The following is a 16,894-nucleotide window of genomic DNA, read 5'->3' on the forward strand; positions in this document are numbered from 1 at the left end:
ACTCCTTAAGCTTTAATTTTTGCCAATGCATCAAAAGTTGCACGTACAACATTATAAGGATTATTAGAGCCTAACGATTTTGTCAAAATATCTTTGATTCCAGCAAGCTCAATTACAGGTCTAGCACTTCCACCAGCAATAACTCCTGTCCCTTCACTCGCAGGTTTCAATAAGATTCTACTTGCATTATATTTATACTCTATATCATGAGCAATCGTTGTTCCTTTAATATTTACCTGTATAATATTTTTGAAAGCATCGTCAATAGCTTTTTTAATTGCATCTGGAACTTCTTTAGCTTTTCCAAGACCAAAACCAACTAGCCCATTACGATTCCCTATCACAACAAGTGCATTAAAACGGAATCTTCTCCCACCTTTCACAACTTTTGTTACACGTCCTATATTTACTACAACTTCGCTGAATTCTTCTTTATTGATTTCATTGATTTCCATTACTACAACTCCTTATAGTGCTATACCATTATTTCTCAAACTATCAGCAAAAGAAGCAATAACACCATGATATAAATATCCATTTCTATCAAATATTACAGATTCTATGTTATTGGTTTTTAACATCTTTGCAAACTCTTCGCCAACTTTTATAACATCTGCTTTTGTATTACCGACTTTAAGCTTACGACTATCAACTGCAACTAAAGTATGACCTTTTGTATCATCAATAGCTTGAGCATAAAAATATTTATTTGAACGAAAAACACTTACTCTTGGCTTTATAGAACAACCTGCACATTGAACTCTTGCACGCATTTTACGCTTTAATCTTAATTTCTTTTTTCTTTCTAAAACTTTGGAAGTCATACTCTACACCTTAAAATTATTTTTTAGAAGTCTTACCAGCTTTGCGCAATATCACTTCATCATTATATTTAATACCTTTACCTTTATATGGCTCTGGGGGTCTAAATTCTCGTATTTCAGCAGCAATTTGTCCAATCTGTTGTTTATCACTTCCTTTTATTGTAATAGTATTTTTATCTACAGCTATCTCAACATTTGCAGGAATAGGATATTTAATCGGATGAGAAAAACCAAGTGCAAGCTCTAAAAATTTTCCACTTACATTCGCTTTATAACCAACACCATTAATTTCAAGTGTTTTTGTAAAACCATCATTTAACCCCAATATAATATTGTTTGCCAAGGCACGATAAGTTCCCCAAAATGCACGAGACTGCGGTTCATCGTTTAACAATGAAAACACAAGTTGCTTGTTTTCAAGCTTTACTCCAACACGACCATATGTTTCTAAAACTTTACTTTCTTTTTTACCCTTAAAGGTAATTACACTATTGTTTATTGTAACATCAATACCATCGGGGATATTTATGGGCTTTTTACCAATTCTAGACATTTCTACTCCTACCAGATACTACAAAGAGCTTCACCACCGATGTTTGCCTTATAGGCCTCATCATTTGCTATAACTCCCTTACTTGTGCTTACTACAATAATACCATAACCATTCTTAAATCTTTTCAGGTCTTTAGAGGTTTTATAAACTCTTCTTCCGGGCTTACTAATTCTTACAATTTCATTAATTGCTGATACACCACGATCATCGTATGCAAGTTGAACAAAAATACTTTGCTTACCATTCTTATCATTAATCTTGTAATCTTTAATAAAACCTCTTGTCTTAAAAACCTCTAAGATACTTGCAACAATTTTAGCATAATATAATTCTGTATTATCTAATCGTCGCATCGTTGCATTTCTAATCCGAGTAAGAGAATCTGCAATAATATCATTTACCATTTTCAATCTCCTTACCAACTTGCTTTTCGTAATCCAGGAATTAATCCCTCATTACCCATTTTTCTCAAACATACACGACATAGGGAAAAATCTCGATATACAGAGTGGGGTCTTCCACACACTTGACAACGAGTATATCGTCGAACACTAAATTTTGCTTTTCTTTTAGCCTTTGCTATCATTGATTTTTTTGCCATAAACTATTTTCCTTTCGCAAATGGCATTCCAAATAATTCCAATAATTTAAATGCCTCTTTATCATTTTCTGTGCTTGTTACCATTGTAATATTCATACCGTGTGTAACCATAATATCATCATACACAACTTCTGGAAACATAAGTTGCTCATTCAATCCAAAACTATAATTCCCCTTACCATCGAAGCCATTACGAGGAACACCCCTAAAATCTTTTACCCTTGGAAGTGCAACAACAATAAGTTTTTCCAAAAAGTTATACATCATCTTGCCCCTAAGAGTTACCTTAACTCCCATTGACATACCTTCTCGCATTTTAAATCCTGCAACAGACTTCTTTGCTTTTGTAATAACGGCCTTTTGTCCAGAAATTAAAGAAATTGTATCAGCAATATTTTGTATAATCTTTGCTTCTTTTGCATATTCACCTGCACCAACACTAATTACAATTTTTTCTAATTTTGGTAATAACACAGGATTTTTTATATTAAGTTGCTTTGCAAGTTCTTGTCTTATTTCATTTTTATAATGTTCTCTTAATGCATACATACTGTCTCCTACGATTTTTTCACATTAGAAATATGTATAGGCATTTCTTTTGCAATAAAACCACCTTTTTTATTTTCTTCAGTTGGTTTAATTGCTTTTTTAACCACCTTACAATCTTTTACAATAAGCTTATTATCTTTAGGAAATACAGCGACAACTTCTCCTGTTTTTCCTTTATCATCGCCAGCAATAATGGTTACATTATCGCCTCTTTTAATTTTTACTTTATTACTCACTATAATACCTCCGGAGCTAACGACACTATTTTCATAAAATTCGCATATCGCACTTCTCTACTTACTGGACCAAATATACGAGTTCCTATTGGCTCACGCTTTGCATCCAATAAAACTGCCGCATTATCATCAAAGCGAACAAGAGAGCCATTTTCTCTATGTATTTCTTTTTTTGTTCGCACCACAACTGCTTTTAATACCTGCCCTTTTTTTACTTTTCCATTTGGAATAGCCTTTTTGACAGAAACAACTATCACATCACCTACACTTGCATAACGTCTATGGCTTCCACCCAGTACCTTAATACACATAACTTCTTTAGCACCACTATTATCAGCTACACTTAGGCGCGTAAAACTCTGTATCATTCGGACACTCCTACTACAACAATATCTTTCAGTTTAAAAGTCTTGCATTTTGAAATAGGTCTGCATTCAATAGCAGTCACTACATCTCCAACTTTGCCTTTACTCTCTTCATCATGCACAATATATTTTTTAAACCGCTTAACAATCTTACGATATTTCTCATGAACAACTTTTCTTTCTACCAATATCGTAATACTCTTATTTCCTGCAATACTCACAATCTTACCTTGTATCACTCTTTTATGTGCTTGTTTTTCACTCATTATCTATCCTTGAATCATATTTCTTTAAAAGCATTTAATTTTGCTGTGATTGCCGTAGAAATTTTGGCAATGTCTTTACGGACTACAGCAATTTCACTTGTTTTAGTAAGTTGAGTGGTTTTTAGCTTAATTTTTAAAGTGAATAACTCAGTTTTTTTGTCCCTCAGTAATTGTTGCAATTCTGATAAATCTTTATCTTTTAAATCAGTATATTTCATTTTCACTCTCACTCGTTACAATTTTTGTTTTAAAAGGTAGTTTGCTTTGAGCTAATGCTAAAGCTTCTCGTGCAGTTTGTTCTTCTATACCTACCATTTCATAAATAATCCTACCAGGCTTAATATTCATAACCCATTTTTCAACACCACCTTTACCTTTACCCATTCTTACTTCAAGTGGTTTTGCAGTTAAAGGTTTATCAGGAAAAACTCTTATCCACACTTTTCCAGCTCTCTTTACATGTCTTGTCATTGCAATCCTCGCAGATTCTATTTGACGGGAATCTATTCTTCCATGTTCAAGAGCTTTGATACCAATATCTCCAAATGCAAGGGTATTTCCACGAAACGATTTTCCACGATTCCTACCTTTCATTTGTTTTCTATATTTTGTTCTTTTTGGCATTAACATAATCTATCTCCTTTTTCCCTTAGTGAGGCGAGAATCTTTAGAATCCTCTTTTTCTATTTGGATTCCTTTTTGTAAAACTTCACCCTTAAAAATCCAAACTTTGACCCCAATAATTCCATAAGTCGTAATAGCTTCCGCAAAACCATAATCAATCTTTGCTCTTAATGTGTGTAAAGGCACTCTGCCTTCCATATACCATTCTGTTCGAGCCATCTCAGCACCAGCAAGACGACCTGAAACCTTTACCTTGATTCCTTTTGCACCAGATTTCATGGCTAATTGCATAACTTTTTTCATAGCACGTCTAAAAGCAATTCTACGCTCAAGTTGTGTCGCTATACTTTCTGCAGCTAATTGTGCATTTGCTTGAGACCTTTTTGCTTCTTTAATGTTAATAGAAATATCTTTCTTCACAAGCTTTGTGAGAATCTCTTTAATTTTTTCAATATCAGCACCTTTTTTTCCAATGATTAAACCTGGCTTTGCTGCAACAATAGTGATCCTAAGTTTCGTCGCCATTCTCTCAATAATAATCTCACTTACACTTGCGTAATACAATTCTTTTTTTAAAAATTTACGAATAATATGATCTTCACCAATTCTTTCTGGAGTATCCTTAGAATCTGGAAACCATCTTGAAGTCCAGTTTCTATTGATTCCTAATCTTAACCCTATTGGATTGACTTTTTGACCCATTTACTTAACCTCGCCTTTACTTGTTTGTTTTACAACTTTATTTTTTGTTGCATCTTTTTTCTCTTTCTTTACTTCACTAACTTCTACATAAATATGTGCCATAGGCTTTCTAATAGGAGTTGCTCTTCCTCTTGCACGAGGCATAAATCTTCGTAAAACAGGACCAGTGTCTATACGACATGAAGAAACTTCAACATTTGTGGCTTCATATCCACCATTTGCAATAGCTGAAGCGAGAGTCTTATAGATCGCTCGTGCAGCTTTATTTGAAGTAAACTCTAAACTTGCCAATGCAACTTCTGCATTCATACCTTTTATTTCCCGTGCAATTAATCGTGCCTTTATAGGGGAAAGTCTTGCGTAGCGTAAAATTGCTATGCTTCCTTGTATCTGTCTTTTATTCTGCTTTTTACTCATTAAATTTTTACCTCGTCACTTATTTACCAATTTTTTTTTGAACACTACCCTTATGTCCCTTAAATGTTCTAGTAGGTGCAAATTCACCAAGCTTGTATCCGACATGATTCTCTGTAATATATACAGGGACAAATACTCTCCCATTATGGACACTAAACGTAAGTCCTATCATTTCAGGCAATATTGTGCTTCTTCTTGACCAAGTCTTAATAGGCTTATTATCTTTTGTATTTTTTGCTTTCTCTACTTTTTTTTCGAGATGTTTATCTATAAATGGACCTTTTTTTATCGATCTTGCCATACTACTTCCTTATTTTTTTCTTCTTGAAATAATCAGTCTATCGCTTGCTTTTCTACGTCTTGTCTTATAGCCTTTAGCTGGTGTCCCCCATGGAGAAACCGGATGTCCACTTGAACCTGTCTTCCCTTCACCTCCACCATGTGGGTGATCAACAGGGTTCATGGCACTACCACGAGTTTGCGGTCTAATTCCTCTGTGTCGATTACGTCCCGCTTTACCAATAGAAATGTTTGCAAAATCTTCATTTCCGACACTTCCAATAGTTGCCATACATTCATCTAATATATAACGCATTTCGCCACTTGGGATACGTAAAATTGTATATTTTCCTTCTCTTCCCATAATCTGTGCTGAAGATCCAGCACTTCTTGCTATAGTGCCACCAGCTTTAGGGTGTAATTCAATATTATGCACAATAGTTCCTATTGGAATATTCTTAAGTTTCATTGCAAACCCAACTTTTACATCTAATCCACCTTCAGCAGCAATTATAGAATCTCCAACTTTTAAACCACTAGGTTGAATGATATATCGCTTTTCACCATCGTTATAATTAATAAGTGCTATGCGACAGTTTCTGTATGGGTCATATTCTATTGCACTTACACGACCTTCAATGCCAAATTTATTGCGTTTAAAATCAATGATTCTGTAAAGTTTTTTTGCACCACCTTCTTTATGTCTGCTTGTAATCCTTCCATTATTATTACGCCCTGCACTTACAGGTAATTTTTTAAGCAACCCACGAACACTTGCCTTTGCTGTAATATCATTTGAACTAAGATTTGACATCCATCTTCTGCTTGGTGTATAAGGTTTATAAGTTTTTACTGCCATACTCTCTCCTCATTCTTAAACTGCAAGCGAATCAATATTCGCACCTTCTGGAATCTTTACATAAAATTTCTTAAAGTCCATTCTTTGTCCTTCTCGTCCTTTAAAACGTTTGATTTTGCCATCTTGTCTTAAAGAATTTACTTTTATAGGAGTAAAGCCAAAATATTCCTTAAAAATTTGCTTTAGTCGATTTTTTGTCATGCGTGTAGAAGTTTGAACAACAATAACACCACTTTCTTGAAAACCCAAAGACTTCTCTGTATATAAAATTGTTTTAATGTCTGTTATATCTGCCATTCTTAACCTCTTTTTATAATTTCATCAAACACTGCTTTTTCAATCACAACACTCCTAAAAGCTGCAACAAGATAAGCATTTAATTCATTTGCATCCGCAAGATAACAAGCTCGTAAGTTCCGAAATGCTAAAAATGTTTTTTCTGTGCTAAGCTGTGTTACAAATAATGTGCTTTTTCTCTCCAATGCAAGAAACTTATTATAAGCATCTTTCGTCTTTCCACTTTCTACATTTATAGAATCTACAACGAATAAATTATTTTCATCAGCTTTTTGTTTTAATGCAAATTCTAAAGCTAATTTTTTTTGTTTTTTATTAATTTTAAGATTATAGTTTCTGTTGTTACTTGGACCATGGCTGATACCACCACCTACAAATACAGGGGAAGTAATGCTACCTGCTCTTGCACGACCCCCACCTTTTTGTGCCCAAGGCTTTTTACCACCTCCACTCACATTGCCTCGTGTTTTTACATGAGCACTATTGGTTCTAAGACTTGCAAGATAAGATTTTACATAGATATAGAGATTATGCTCATTAATATCGCTATATCTTGCTGGTAATTCTATTTCGCCACCTTTCACAAATTGATCATCTAATACGATTGCTTTGCTCATTTTTTGTTACCCTTACTTTCTAAAATTAAAATTTTTCCATATGCACCATTGAACCCAGAAACAGACCCTTTTAATATAAGGATTCCACTTTGTTTATCAAAAGAAATAATATTGCTCTTTACGCTCACAAACTCATTCCCATAATGCCCTGCCATCTTTTTGCCCGGTTGCACTCTCCCTGGCCACTCTCTATTACCAATAGAACCTAATCTTCTATGGAATCTACTACCATGTGCAGCTGGACCACCTTGAAAATTCCATCTCTTCATAGCACCAGTAAAACCTCTCCCTTTTGTTTTAAAGGTAGCTTTTACTTTTTTACCATTTTCTAATATAGAAGTATCAATATCTCCAACTTCAGTATTAGCAACCTTGAGTGTTGCAAAACGATTAAATTCTTTACTTAAATTATATTTTTTCTGATTCCCAGCAATACTATTATTTATAGTTTTTCCTCGTGAATAAGCAACTAAAGCTTTCCCATTTTCTTCTATTTTGCATACTTTTGTATGCAATACCTTGAGAAGAGTTACTGCCTGACTTGGTGTTGCAATAATACGACTCATACCAACTTTTTGCACAATAAATTCCATATTTACATTCCTTCTATATAAAAAACTTAACTTGTATATTTTAAGATTAAATTATTTGTCCATTGACATGACTTCAACATCAACTTCCGGTGCCAAATCAAGTTTCATAAGACTATCAACCGTTTCTCCTGTTGCAGACATAATATCAATAATTCGACTATGGATGCGGATCTCAAACTGCTCTCGAGAATCTTTATTAATATGTGGAGAACGCAAAACTGTATAGCGTCTCTTACGCGTCGGAAGAGGGATTGGACCGATAATTTCAGAACCAGTTCTTTTCGCTGCATTTACAATAGCAACTATCGATCTATCAAGCACCCTATAATCGTAAGCCTTCAATTTTAATCTAATCTTTTGCATAGTTTTCCTTTTTAATGTTTAAGAACTCACTTTATGTTCTTTAAAGTTATCATAATTTCTATTTCTTAAAGTAGAAATATTTAATAAATCTCTCCTAATCTCAATTTTGGAATTGCCTTTATTTTTAACACAATATCTATGTTAAATTTAAATTTTGTAACTTAATTAACATATTATAGTATTAATTTTGTGCTGAATCAGCAATGAGATTAGATTCATTTATTATAATATAAGACTAACCCAAATATAGCCAAGCCCAATGATCTATGTTAAACATTGTGATTACTATCAAGTTCATAACTCATCTTTCAAAAAGAGATTTGGTGCTCCAAAAAAATAAAAAATATTTTGGATTGTGATAAATCATGTTTTTAAAGAACAATAGTGCATAATTTAAAAGCACAATGATAATAAAAAAATGTGAGTAAGTCAAGAGATATTAGCTAAAAGTAATATTTTTTACCCCTATTTTATTCCTTATATAAAGGAATAAAATATTTATTATAAAATGATTCTGAATTCATAACATATAAACTTATTTCCACAGGCAAATTACAAAAATATAATTCCATATAAGCATATTAAACGATACAGATTTATTGTTTCCTATAAAACATTATAATTTTATATACATTAAAAGGATTTATTTATGAAAAAATCACAAATTAAAAACGAACTTACAATGAAACAACTGGACACTCAAGATGTTAACCAGTTTCATGAACTTTTGCGTTATGCATTTCAAGTAACAGAAAAGGACCTTTTTCATTTTGGCTGGGATAACGAAGAAATCAAACAATCAAAATCTCCAATTTTAAAAAATGCACACGTATTAGGTTGGTTTCATAAATATAAACTTGTCTCTCAAATTGCTCTCTATCCTATGCAGATGAACATTTATAACACAATCTACAAAATGGGTGGTATTACTGGTGTAGCAACTTATCCCGAATATTCTGGTATTGGACTCATGATGGATTTGATGCACGAGATTCTTAAAGTTATGCGTAAAAATAAACAAAGCATTTCGTGTCTCTACCCATACTCTATTCCCTATTATCGTTCACGCGGTTGGGAAATTGTAAGCGATAAGATGACATTCAGTCTTGCCGACCATCAAGTGCCACGAACCCCAAGTGTAGAAGGAATGATTCAAAGAGTATCGCAGAATCACCCTGACTTAATTGCCCTACATGATATATTTGCAAAACAAACACATGGTTGTCTTATACGTGATAATCTTGCATGGAATGAGTATTGGCGTTGGGATGTAGATGATGAAATTATCGCAATCTATTATGATAAAGATGACAATCCAACAGGCTACATTGTATATTTACTTGAAAATGATGTATTTAAAATAAAAGAACTTATCTATCTTAACAAAGAAGCACGTTATGGAATCTGGGGATACATTAATGCACACCAATCTATGTTTGATAGGGTGGAAGGATTAAATTTTAGCAACCACAACCTCGCTTTTTTACTTGAAGATGGACATATCAAAGAAACAACGCAACCTTATATTATGGCACGCATTGTTGATGTAGAACAATTCTTATCTCAATATCCTTTTGATACGATTACCTTTGAAACGACTCTTTCTTTCATTGTCCATGATGTATTATTAGAATGGAATAATAGAATCTTTACTTTGTGTTTTAAAGAAAATCATGTATATTTAGAAATTACTCCACACAAATATCAAAAAGATTCTATGCATACCCTAAATATTTCCTATCAAGATTCTCATACAAACACACTAGAAATTGATATACAAACACTCACAACAATGTTGCTGGGATACAAACGCCCACTCTATTTACGCGAGATTGGAAGATTAAACACAAATGATCATATTATCAATCTCTTAGAAGAAATATTGCCAGAAGGCAAAGCATATTTTAGCGATTATTTTTAAGAGCTTTAGAAATTATATGTTATATTGCGGTCTAATACAATGCTGGACATGCGTTATTTTAATTTCAACAACTGGATACACTACATACTTTCTCATGAATTATATCAATTAGACTTTAAAAATAATTGAATTTCTATCATGAGGGACTTGGTTACTGTGTCTTAATTACGATAGAAAACAAATTCATTATCTTTTGAAAAAATTTTAAAGCAAAAATTATAGAATCTACTTTCTATTGCTAAATACTTACAATTTTTAAAAAATTACAACAACAACCTACAAGATAGCATTTATAATCAATAAAGGTATAAAAATATGTTATAATCATAGCTTATTAGGAGAATAAATGGCAAATAATAATATGCATCAAAGCAATAGAGATTCTGTGTTATCACAACAAAAATCTATACTGCAAGAAGAAATAGATTTAAACATTATCCTTCCAGAAGTAGCATATAGCTTTATTGATATTATTTCTAATTCCATTAGTCAAACACCAATGCAATGCAACCATAGGCTTGAAAAAGGTAACAGTGCTGAAATTACTATGAATTTTAACAAAAAAACATGCCTTGCCACACTTATCTTTAATGATGAATTTCTTAAAATTATGTGCAAAGAATTTCTTTTTGATGAAAATCCAGATACTAGTACGATGAATGATATGGCAAAAGAAATTGCCAATCTTGTTATTGGACATACAAAAGTACTAGCACAAGCTAAAAATATATTTTTTACCATTTCTACACCAACTTTTCTAGGAATACAACATACAGATTATACTAAATCATATTTGTGTTTCCAATTAAATCAACATGGCTATTGTAACATTTTCATTGCACCAACTTAATACAATCGCAATTACATGGGTGGCTAACAAAGAGTTAGCAAATAGAATTTCTATAATTTAACCTTTACACAATATAAAATTGAGACGACAAAAATATTGGAACACTTTATGGAAAATTTAACAACTATTAAGGTATAATAATAGTTTTATATTATTTAAGATTCTTTCATTATTATGATTATATAAACACATTTTTAGGTAAGAAAATATCATTACAGGAATCGCAATTCAAATCAAGAAAAATTAGAAATACAAAGTATAAAAGAATTAAAGAAGGTTAATAATGATTTTAGAACATGAGATTCCAGAAGGGAGCAAACTTCATTTTGGTTTATCAGCAAAGCTCAAGCGACAAGTTGAAAATCTAAGTGTAGAATTATTCTATAAACATGGATTTGAAGAAATCGTAAGTCCTATTTTTGTCTATCAACAACACCAAAAAAGCTTTCTAAATCGCAATGTTATTCATCTTAGTAGCGAAAAAAATTATCAAGTTGCTATGCGAAATGATAGCACAATAGATGTTATTCGCATTATCACAAAACGACTAGGACGCACCACAACGCAAAAAAAGTGGTTTTATATCCAGCCCGTTTTTAGCTATCCAACAACAGAATATAATCAAATTGGTGCAGAGTGTCTTGATGAAAAAGAAATGCCAGAGATTTTACAGCTTGGAATCAGTATTTTCGAAGCGTTAAAAATACAACCTATTTTACAAGTTACCAATACAAGAATAGCAAAGCTTTGTGCCCAAGAGTTGGAATTGGATTATGAATTTTTTACAAAACTTAATATTGAGAAGATTCAAGATATTGATTTTATTGTAAAGCTTTTGGCGGTAGAAAAAGTGCGAGATTTAGAATCTATCTTGCAAATATGCCCTGCATTTTTACGCGAAGAACTACAATATCTTATTTATTGCTGTCAATATCAATATGATAATCTCATTTGTTCGCCATTTTTAAGTGCACCTGTAGATTATTACAACGATTTATTTTTTAAAATGTTTCTTAATAATTCAACTTTTCTAGCAGGTGGAAAATATCAAGTCGATGGTGTAAAAAGTTGTGGATTTGGAATCTATACTGATGGTGTTGTCCATTATTTATTAAAACAAACTCAGTAAAACAATTCTTAAAGTAAAGGAAAAATATGGCTTTAGTGGTTGTAGGTGTGCAATGGGGAGATGAAGGAAAAGGAAAAATCGTTGATAAGCTTGCAAAGGATTATGATTTTGTTGTCCGCTATCAGGGAGGACATAATGCTGGTCACACGATTGTTGTAAATGGTAAAAAATATGCTCTTCATCTCATACCTAGTGGAATCTTATACCCACAATGCAAAAATATTATCGGCAATGGAGTAGTAATTGATTTATCCGCACTTGAAAAAGAAATGTTGCAATTTGAAAAAATATATGCAACAGAAAATAGTAAGCAATCTCATAGCCCACTTGAAGGTAAACTTTTTATCTCTGATAAAGCACACATTATCTTACCTCATCATATTTTATTAGATAATCTCAATGAAAAGAATCGCACAATTGCTATTGGAACAACAGGTAAGGGAATAGGACCAGCATATACAGAGAAAATAGCAAGATATGGTATCCAAATTGGCGATCTTTTCAAAAAAAATGAATTAAAGTCAAAATTAGAAAAAAATCTTGTAAAGATTCAAAATCTTGAGAATCTTGGGATGGAATTTAATATAGATTTTCTGATGAATGAACTTGAAAAATATGCTACTCGCTTTCAACCATTTATTACCGATACTACAAGACTCTTGTGGGAGGCTGTTGATAACAAAAAACGCATTATGCTTGAAGGTGCGCAAGGCAGTATGCTTGATATAGATCATGGCACTTATCCCTTTGTAACAAGCTCAAATACAAGTATTGCGGGTTGTTTATCTGGAACAGGTTTAAATACACGAAATATAGATGAAGTTATTGGAATCACAAAGGCATACTGCACAAGGGTTGGTAATGGAGCATTCCCTACAGAATTAAATGATAATATAGGGGATTTTTTACGCCAAAAAGGGCATGAATTCGGCACAACTACGGGGCGATCAAGAAGATGCGGTTGGCTTGATCTTGTTGCGATTAAATATGCTGCAAGATTAAATGGTTGCACAGCACTTGCATTAATGAAAATTGATGTCCTTGATGGACTAAATGAAGTAAAAGCTTGTGTAGCTTATAAATATCACAACAAACAAATTGATTATGTACCCTATGATTTAAATGTAGAACCAATTTATAAAAGCTTTCTTGGTTGGGAGAAAACGGCGAATTTACGAAATTTCAATGATTTGCCAAAAGAAGCAAAGGAATATATCCAATTTATTGAAGATTTTACGCAATGCAGGATTAGTCTCATCTCTACAAGCCCAGAACGAGATGATTTGATTATTCGATAACGCAATAGATGGGCTACCGCCTTTGTTTTATGAGATATTAATGTTATTTTATATGCCAAATTACTAGATACACAAAAAATTCTCTATTTTAATAATATAATCCAATCCTATTTTCTCTTATTGTGATATATCTCATAGAATCAATAAATATCTTGTATTATCATTGAAAAATTCAATGGAATAAATCCCGCTATAAATAAAAGTAACATTTATGATAACAATATTAAATTAAATTTAGAAGCAGAAAACATTAAGCAACTAATATAATCTCTCTCAAAATAGCAGAGTTTTTGTAAAAATAATTGCTAATAATAAGAACTTATATTATGGTATTCTCACCAAGAAAAAATCCTGAAAACACTATTAGTAAATAAAAATATAGCAATATTCTAAAATAAGTCTGCACTAAAAAGGGACTTTAAATAAGTAATTACGAACTTTTTTGAACTTTTTACTAAAAAGCAAAACTGAACGGTTACAAGGAATAACCGCAATTGAGAGGAATGAACTATATCTTTATCTCATCAATTTAAGCTAAATAAAACTATTTAGCTATATACTTAATGTTATGAGAATATTACACTTTGCGTTTTTCCATAATCTCTTTAGCAATATTATTTGGTACTTCCCCATAATGATCAAATTCCATAGTATATGTCCCACGTCCCTGTGTAGCAGAACGCAAATCCGTAGAATAACCAAACATCTCAGCCAAAGGGACAAAAGCATTGACAATTTTTAATCCCATTCTATCGTCCATCGAATTGATTTGTCCTCGCCTACGATTCAAATCTCCAATTACATCGCCCATATACTCTTCTGGCACTTCAACTTCAACTTTCATCATTGGCTCTAAAAGCACCGCATCCGCTTTTCTGCAAGCATCTTTAAATGCCATTGAACCAGCAATTTTAAATGCCATTTCACTAGAATCTACTTCATGATAGCTACCATCATAAAGTGTTACCTTACAATCTACGACAGGATACCCCGCTAGAACACCATTTTGCATAGCTTCTTGAATACCCTTATCAACCGCAGGAATATATTCTTTAGGAATTACTCCACCACTAATCTCATTAATAAATTCATAACCACTACCTGCCTCTTTTGGTTCAAGCTTAATATGCACATGTCCATATTGTCCTCGTCCTCCAGATTGTTTTGCATATTTACACTCTTGAGTAACACTGCCACGAATAGTTTCACGGAATGCAACTTGTGGTTGTCCAACCTCTGCTTCTACACGAAATTCTCTTTTTAATCTATCCACAATAATCTCTAGGTGTAATTCGCCCATACCACCAATGAGGGTTTGTCCTGTTTCTTCTTGAGTGCTAACACGAAAACTTGGATCTTCTTCTGCCAACTTACCTAAAGCAACAGCCATTTTTTCTTGATCTGCCTTTGTTTTTGGCTCAACTGCGATATGTATAACAGGCTCCGGGAATTCCATTCTCTCTAGGATAACAGCGTCTTTATCACCACAAAGTGTATCTCCTGTAAGTGTCTCTTTTAATCCAACAAATGCACAAATTTCGCCCGCATAGACTTCCTTAATATCTTCTCGTTTATTTGAATGCATTTTCAGAAGCCTACCAACACGTTCTTTTTTACCCTTTGTGGAATTATAAACATAGCTTCCAGATTCTAACATTCCACGATACACACGAACAAAAGTAAGTTGTCCTACAAATGGATCTGTCATAATCTTAAAAGCAAGCCCAGCAAATTCCCCATTATCTGTAGATTCAACAAGAATCTCACTATTTGTTTTAGGATCAACGCCTTTAATCTCAACAACTTCGGTAGGAGATGGGAGATAATCCACAATTGCATCAAGTAAAGTTTGCACACCTTTATTCTTAAAACTTGATCCACAAAGCATTGGAATCAAACTCATATTGTGGCACCCTATTTTAATCCCCCTTTTTATGTCCTCCTGACTTAATTCCTCGCCACCCAAATATTTCTCCATAAGGGCTTCATCTTGCTCTGCTGCATATTCCACAAGCTTTTCTCGGTATTCATTCGCTTTTTCTACTAAATCTACAGGAATCTCCTCAATATCATATTGTGCACCCATTGACTCATCATTCCATACAATAGCTTTCATAAGCACTAAATCAATAATACCTTTGAATGAATCTTCTGCCCCGATAGGAATACATATTGGTACTGGATTAGCTTTTAATCGTTCTTTAATTTGAGATTCTACATTATAGAAATTTGCACCGATTCTATCCATCTTATTAACAAAAACCATGCGAGGAACACCATATTTATTTGCTTGTCGCCACACAGTTTCACTTTGTGGTTGCACACCACCAACAGAACAAAACACAGCAACAGCACCATCAAGCACACGCATAGATCGTTCTACTTCAATTGTAAAATCCACATGTCCAGGAGTATCAATAAGATTAATTTGATAATCTTTCCAAAAACAAGTAGTAGCAGCAGAAGTAATGGTTATCCCTCTTTCTTTCTCTTGCTCCATCCAGTCCATGGTAGCCGCACCATCATGGACTTCACCAATTTTATGACTAACACCCGTATAGAATAAAATTCTCTCTGAAGTAGTTGTTTTCCCTGCATCGATATGTGCAGCAATACCAATATTTCGTATCCGATTAAGTGGAGTTTTTCTAGCCATTTTTATCCCTTAATTTAATTACCAACGATAATGTGCAAATGCTTTATTTGCTTCTGCCATTTTATGCACATCCTCTTTCTTCTTAAATGCTGTTCCCTTATCACTTGCGGCATCCATAAGCTCATTTGCCAATCTCTCCACCATGGTCCGTTCATTTCTCTTCCGCGTAGCTTCTAAAAGCCAACGAATGGATAAACTTTGTTGCCTCTCTGGACGCACTTCAACTGGCACTTGGTAAGTCGCTCCACCAACTCTACGACTTCTCACCTCCACCAAAGGACGAATTTTTTCTAAAGCCTTTTCAAATATTTCAATTCCTTTTTCACCAGTCTTCTCTTCAATGCGATCAAAAGCAGCATAGATAATTTTTTCAGAAACACTTTTTTTACCATCATACATCATTTTGTTGATAAACTTTGTTATAACCTTATTACCATAAATTGGATCTCCCAAAACTTCCCTGACCGGGGCTTTTCTTCTTCTCATTAAATTATTGCTCCTAATAAACTATTTTTTTGTATCAGCTTTCGCTTTTTTTGCACCATACTTACTGCGAGAAACCGATCGTTTTGCTACTCCTGCAGTATCAAGCGCACCACGAACAATATGATATTTCACACCGGGTAAGTCTTTTACACGACCACCACGAACAAGAACTATTGAGTGTTCTTGCAGATTATGCCCAATTCCAGGTATGTAACTAATTACTTCGAACTTACTTGTCAATCTGACTTTAGCTACTTTTCTAATAGCTGAATTTGGCTTCCTTGGTGTTGTAGTATAAACCCTAGTGCAAACACCTCTTCTTTGAGGACACTCTACTAGTGCGGGGGACTTTGTCTTTTTGACAACTTTTTTTCTTTCCTTACGAATTAACTGATTAATCGTTGGCACA

General features: G+C 33.3%; 26 protein-coding genes. 4 read left to right on the forward strand and 22 right to left on the reverse strand.

Translation table 11 applies throughout. From position 1 onward, the window contains the following. Nucleotides 1-5 precede the first annotated feature (5 nt). Genes rpsE through rpsJ form a run of 19 tightly spaced genes read right to left on the reverse strand, consistent with a single transcriptional unit; the run spans nt 6 to nt 8,145 of the window. Complete coding sequence (rpsE, locus tag CQA53_RS03130) at nt 6-455, reverse strand: 30S ribosomal protein S5 (protein WP_115542564.1); 450 nt, start codon at nt 453-455, stop codon at nt 6-8. 12 nt (nt 456-467) lie between these two features. Next, nucleotides 468-824, reverse strand: a complete 357-nt coding sequence (gene rplR / locus CQA53_RS03135; RefSeq protein WP_115542565.1) for a 50S ribosomal protein L18 — start codon at nt 822-824, stop codon at nt 468-470. Nucleotides 825-840: 16 nt separating this feature from the next. Further along, nucleotides 841-1,377: a 50S ribosomal protein L6 gene (gene rplF, locus CQA53_RS03140; RefSeq protein ID WP_115542566.1), complete on the reverse strand. Its 537-nt coding sequence runs from the start codon at nt 1,375-1,377 to the stop codon at nt 841-843. An 8-nt stretch (nt 1,378-1,385) separates the two neighbouring features. Then, nucleotides 1,386-1,781: a 30S ribosomal protein S8 gene (gene rpsH, locus CQA53_RS03145; RefSeq protein WP_115542567.1), complete on the reverse strand. Its 396-nt coding sequence runs from the start codon at nt 1,779-1,781 to the stop codon at nt 1,386-1,388. Nucleotides 1,782-1,792: 11 nt separating this feature from the next. Further along, a complete protein-coding gene (locus CQA53_RS03150; protein WP_115542568.1) occupies nt 1,793-1,978 on the reverse strand; it encodes a type Z 30S ribosomal protein S14 in 186 nt (61 codons plus the stop codon). Nucleotides 1,979-1,981: 3 nt separating this feature from the next. Next, complete coding sequence (gene rplE / locus CQA53_RS03155; protein WP_115542569.1) at nt 1,982-2,527, reverse strand: 50S ribosomal protein L5; 546 nt, start codon at nt 2,525-2,527, stop codon at nt 1,982-1,984. Nucleotides 2,528-2,535: 8 nt separating this feature from the next. After that, a complete protein-coding gene (gene rplX, locus CQA53_RS03160) occupies nt 2,536-2,763 on the reverse strand; it encodes a 50S ribosomal protein L24 (RefSeq protein ID WP_115542570.1) in 228 nt (75 codons plus the stop codon). Next, nucleotides 2,763-3,131: a 50S ribosomal protein L14 gene (gene rplN, locus CQA53_RS03165; protein WP_115542571.1), complete on the reverse strand. Its 369-nt coding sequence runs from the start codon at nt 3,129-3,131 to the stop codon at nt 2,763-2,765. Before rplN ends, rplX begins: the two co-directional genes overlap by 1 nt. Then, complete coding sequence (gene rpsQ / locus CQA53_RS03170; protein WP_115542572.1) at nt 3,128-3,394, reverse strand: 30S ribosomal protein S17; 267 nt, start codon at nt 3,392-3,394, stop codon at nt 3,128-3,130. The genes rplN and rpsQ overlap by 4 nt, the downstream gene beginning before the upstream one ends. Nucleotides 3,395-3,408: 14 nt before the next feature. Continuing rightward, a complete protein-coding gene (gene rpmC, locus CQA53_RS03175; protein WP_115542573.1) occupies nt 3,409-3,612 on the reverse strand; it encodes a 50S ribosomal protein L29 in 204 nt (67 codons plus the stop codon). After that, entirely contained in the window at nt 3,599-4,024 is a 426-nt protein-coding gene (rplP, locus tag CQA53_RS03180; protein WP_115542574.1) for a 50S ribosomal protein L16, read from the reverse strand. Before rplP ends, rpmC begins: the two co-directional genes overlap by 14 nt. Before the next feature lie 3 nt (nt 4,025-4,027). Continuing rightward, a complete protein-coding gene (gene rpsC, locus CQA53_RS03185; RefSeq protein ID WP_115542575.1) occupies nt 4,028-4,720 on the reverse strand; it encodes a 30S ribosomal protein S3 in 693 nt (230 codons plus the stop codon). Further along, nucleotides 4,721-5,137 carry a 50S ribosomal protein L22 gene (gene rplV, locus CQA53_RS03190; protein WP_115542576.1) on the reverse strand — a complete coding sequence of 139 codons (417 nt, stop codon included), beginning with the start codon at nt 5,135-5,137 and terminating at the stop codon, nt 4,721-4,723. Between the two features lie 19 nt (nt 5,138-5,156). Next, nucleotides 5,157-5,438, reverse strand: a complete 282-nt coding sequence (rpsS, locus tag CQA53_RS03195) for a 30S ribosomal protein S19 (protein WP_115542577.1) — start codon at nt 5,436-5,438, stop codon at nt 5,157-5,159. 9 nt (nt 5,439-5,447) lie between these two features. Continuing rightward, nucleotides 5,448-6,275, reverse strand: coding sequence for a 50S ribosomal protein L2 (gene rplB, locus CQA53_RS03200; protein WP_115542578.1), 828 nt, complete (start codon nt 6,273-6,275; stop codon nt 5,448-5,450). A gap of 15 nt (nt 6,276-6,290) precedes the next feature. Continuing rightward, nucleotides 6,291-6,572, reverse strand: a complete 282-nt coding sequence (locus CQA53_RS03205) for a 50S ribosomal protein L23 (RefSeq protein WP_115542579.1) — start codon at nt 6,570-6,572, stop codon at nt 6,291-6,293. Nucleotides 6,573-6,574: 2 nt separating this feature from the next. Beyond that, nucleotides 6,575-7,189, reverse strand: a complete 615-nt coding sequence (rplD, locus tag CQA53_RS03210) for a 50S ribosomal protein L4 (protein ID WP_115542580.1) — start codon at nt 7,187-7,189, stop codon at nt 6,575-6,577. Beyond that, nucleotides 7,186-7,782, reverse strand: a complete 597-nt coding sequence (gene rplC, locus CQA53_RS03215; protein WP_115542581.1) for a 50S ribosomal protein L3 — start codon at nt 7,780-7,782, stop codon at nt 7,186-7,188. The genes rplD and rplC overlap by 4 nt, the downstream gene beginning before the upstream one ends. 51 nt (nt 7,783-7,833) lie before the next feature. Continuing rightward, on the reverse strand, nt 7,834-8,145 hold the full coding sequence (gene rpsJ, locus CQA53_RS03220; protein ID WP_115542582.1) for a 30S ribosomal protein S10: 312 nt from the start codon (nt 8,143-8,145) through the stop codon (nt 7,834-7,836). Nucleotides 8,146-8,794: 649 nt separating this feature from the next. Here rpsJ and CQA53_RS03225 point away from each other — a divergent pair. The 4 genes from CQA53_RS03225 (at nt 8,795) to CQA53_RS03240 (ending at nt 13,343) form a co-directional block, all read left to right on the forward strand. After that, a complete protein-coding gene (locus CQA53_RS03225; RefSeq protein WP_115542583.1) occupies nt 8,795-10,066 on the forward strand; it encodes a GNAT family N-acetyltransferase in 1,272 nt (423 codons plus the stop codon). Nucleotides 10,067-10,412: 346 nt separating this feature from the next. Next, nucleotides 10,413-10,916 carry a chemotaxis protein CheX gene (locus CQA53_RS03230; RefSeq protein ID WP_115542584.1) on the forward strand — a complete coding sequence of 168 codons (504 nt, stop codon included), beginning with the start codon at nt 10,413-10,415 and terminating at the stop codon, nt 10,914-10,916. Between the two features lie 283 nt (nt 10,917-11,199). Further along, the gene (locus tag CQA53_RS03235; protein WP_115542585.1) at nt 11,200-12,045 is read left to right on the forward strand and encodes an ATP phosphoribosyltransferase regulatory subunit; all 846 of its coding nucleotides are present in this window, start codon (nt 11,200-11,202) and stop codon (nt 12,043-12,045) included. Nucleotides 12,046-12,071: 26 nt separating this feature from the next. Then, on the forward strand, nt 12,072-13,343 hold the full coding sequence (locus tag CQA53_RS03240; protein WP_115542586.1) for an adenylosuccinate synthase: 1,272 nt from the start codon (nt 12,072-12,074) through the stop codon (nt 13,341-13,343). Between the two features lie 577 nt (nt 13,344-13,920). Here the strand turns inward: CQA53_RS03240 and fusA are convergent. From fusA to rpsL, 3 genes are read right to left on the reverse strand one after another with little or no spacing between them, the layout of a single operon-like run. Next, entirely contained in the window at nt 13,921-15,999 is a 2,079-nt protein-coding gene (gene fusA / locus CQA53_RS03245) for an elongation factor G (RefSeq protein ID WP_115542587.1), read from the reverse strand. A gap of 18 nt (nt 16,000-16,017) precedes the next feature. Beyond that, complete coding sequence (gene rpsG, locus CQA53_RS03250) at nt 16,018-16,485, reverse strand: 30S ribosomal protein S7 (RefSeq protein WP_115542588.1); 468 nt, start codon at nt 16,483-16,485, stop codon at nt 16,018-16,020. Between the two features lie 21 nt (nt 16,486-16,506). Continuing rightward, nucleotides 16,507-16,893, reverse strand: coding sequence for a 30S ribosomal protein S12 (gene rpsL / locus CQA53_RS03255; RefSeq protein ID WP_115542589.1), 387 nt, complete (start codon nt 16,891-16,893; stop codon nt 16,507-16,509). Nucleotide 16,894 lies beyond the last annotated feature (1 nt).

This window comes from Helicobacter didelphidarum (assembly GCF_003364195.1).
Classification (GTDB): Bacteria; Campylobacterota; Campylobacteria; order Campylobacterales; family Helicobacteraceae; genus Helicobacter_A; species Helicobacter_A didelphidarum.

Excerpts from the sequence above, each read along its gene's own strand:
- rpsE (WP_115542564.1), bottom strand. The coding sequence starts at position 455 with ATGGAAATCAATGAAATCAATAAAGAAGAATTCAGCGAAGTTGTAGTA.
- rplR (WP_115542565.1), bottom strand. The coding sequence starts at position 824 with ATGACTTCCAAAGTTTTAGAAAGAAAAAAGAAATTAAGATTAAAGCGT.
- rplF (WP_115542566.1), bottom strand. The coding sequence starts at position 1,377 with ATGTCTAGAATTGGTAAAAAGCCCATAAATATCCCCGATGGTATTGAT.
- rpsH (WP_115542567.1), bottom strand. The coding sequence starts at position 1,781 with ATGGTAAATGATATTATTGCAGATTCTCTTACTCGGATTAGAAATGCA.
- CQA53_RS03150 (WP_115542568.1), bottom strand. The coding sequence starts at position 1,978 with ATGGCAAAAAAATCAATGATAGCAAAGGCTAAAAGAAAAGCAAAATTT.
- rplE (WP_115542569.1), bottom strand. The coding sequence starts at position 2,527 with ATGTATGCATTAAGAGAACATTATAAAAATGAAATAAGACAAGAACTT.
- rplN (WP_115542571.1), bottom strand. The coding sequence starts at position 3,131 with ATGATACAGAGTTTTACGCGCCTAAGTGTAGCTGATAATAGTGGTGCT.
- rpsQ (WP_115542572.1), bottom strand. The coding sequence starts at position 3,394 with ATGAGTGAAAAACAAGCACATAAAAGAGTGATACAAGGTAAGATTGTG.
- rpmC (WP_115542573.1), bottom strand. The coding sequence starts at position 3,612 with ATGAAATATACTGATTTAAAAGATAAAGATTTATCAGAATTGCAACAA.
- rplP (WP_115542574.1), bottom strand. The coding sequence starts at position 4,024 with ATGTTAATGCCAAAAAGAACAAAATATAGAAAACAAATGAAAGGTAGG.
- rpsC (WP_115542575.1), bottom strand. The coding sequence starts at position 4,720 with ATGGGTCAAAAAGTCAATCCAATAGGGTTAAGATTAGGAATCAATAGA.
- rplV (WP_115542576.1), bottom strand. The coding sequence starts at position 5,137 with ATGAGTAAAAAGCAGAATAAAAGACAGATACAAGGAAGCATAGCAATT.
- rpsS (WP_115542577.1), bottom strand. The coding sequence starts at position 5,438 with ATGGCAAGATCGATAAAAAAAGGTCCATTTATAGATAAACATCTCGAA.
- rplB (WP_115542578.1), bottom strand. The coding sequence starts at position 6,275 with ATGGCAGTAAAAACTTATAAACCTTATACACCAAGCAGAAGATGGATG.
- CQA53_RS03205 (WP_115542579.1), bottom strand. The coding sequence starts at position 6,572 with ATGGCAGATATAACAGACATTAAAACAATTTTATATACAGAGAAGTCT.
- rplD (WP_115542580.1), bottom strand. The coding sequence starts at position 7,189 with ATGAGCAAAGCAATCGTATTAGATGATCAATTTGTGAAAGGTGGCGAA.
- rplC (WP_115542581.1), bottom strand. The coding sequence starts at position 7,782 with ATGGAATTTATTGTGCAAAAAGTTGGTATGAGTCGTATTATTGCAACA.
- rpsJ (WP_115542582.1), bottom strand. The coding sequence starts at position 8,145 with ATGCAAAAGATTAGATTAAAATTGAAGGCTTACGATTATAGGGTGCTT.
- CQA53_RS03225 (WP_115542583.1), top strand. The coding sequence starts at position 8,795 with ATGAAAAAATCACAAATTAAAAACGAACTTACAATGAAACAACTGGAC.
- CQA53_RS03230 (WP_115542584.1), top strand. The coding sequence starts at position 10,413 with ATGGCAAATAATAATATGCATCAAAGCAATAGAGATTCTGTGTTATCA.
- CQA53_RS03235 (WP_115542585.1), top strand. The coding sequence starts at position 11,200 with ATGATTTTAGAACATGAGATTCCAGAAGGGAGCAAACTTCATTTTGGT.
- CQA53_RS03240 (WP_115542586.1), top strand. The coding sequence starts at position 12,072 with ATGGCTTTAGTGGTTGTAGGTGTGCAATGGGGAGATGAAGGAAAAGGA.
- fusA (WP_115542587.1), bottom strand. The coding sequence starts at position 15,999 with ATGGCTAGAAAAACTCCACTTAATCGGATACGAAATATTGGTATTGCT.
- rpsG (WP_115542588.1), bottom strand. The coding sequence starts at position 16,485 with ATGAGAAGAAGAAAAGCCCCGGTCAGGGAAGTTTTGGGAGATCCAATT.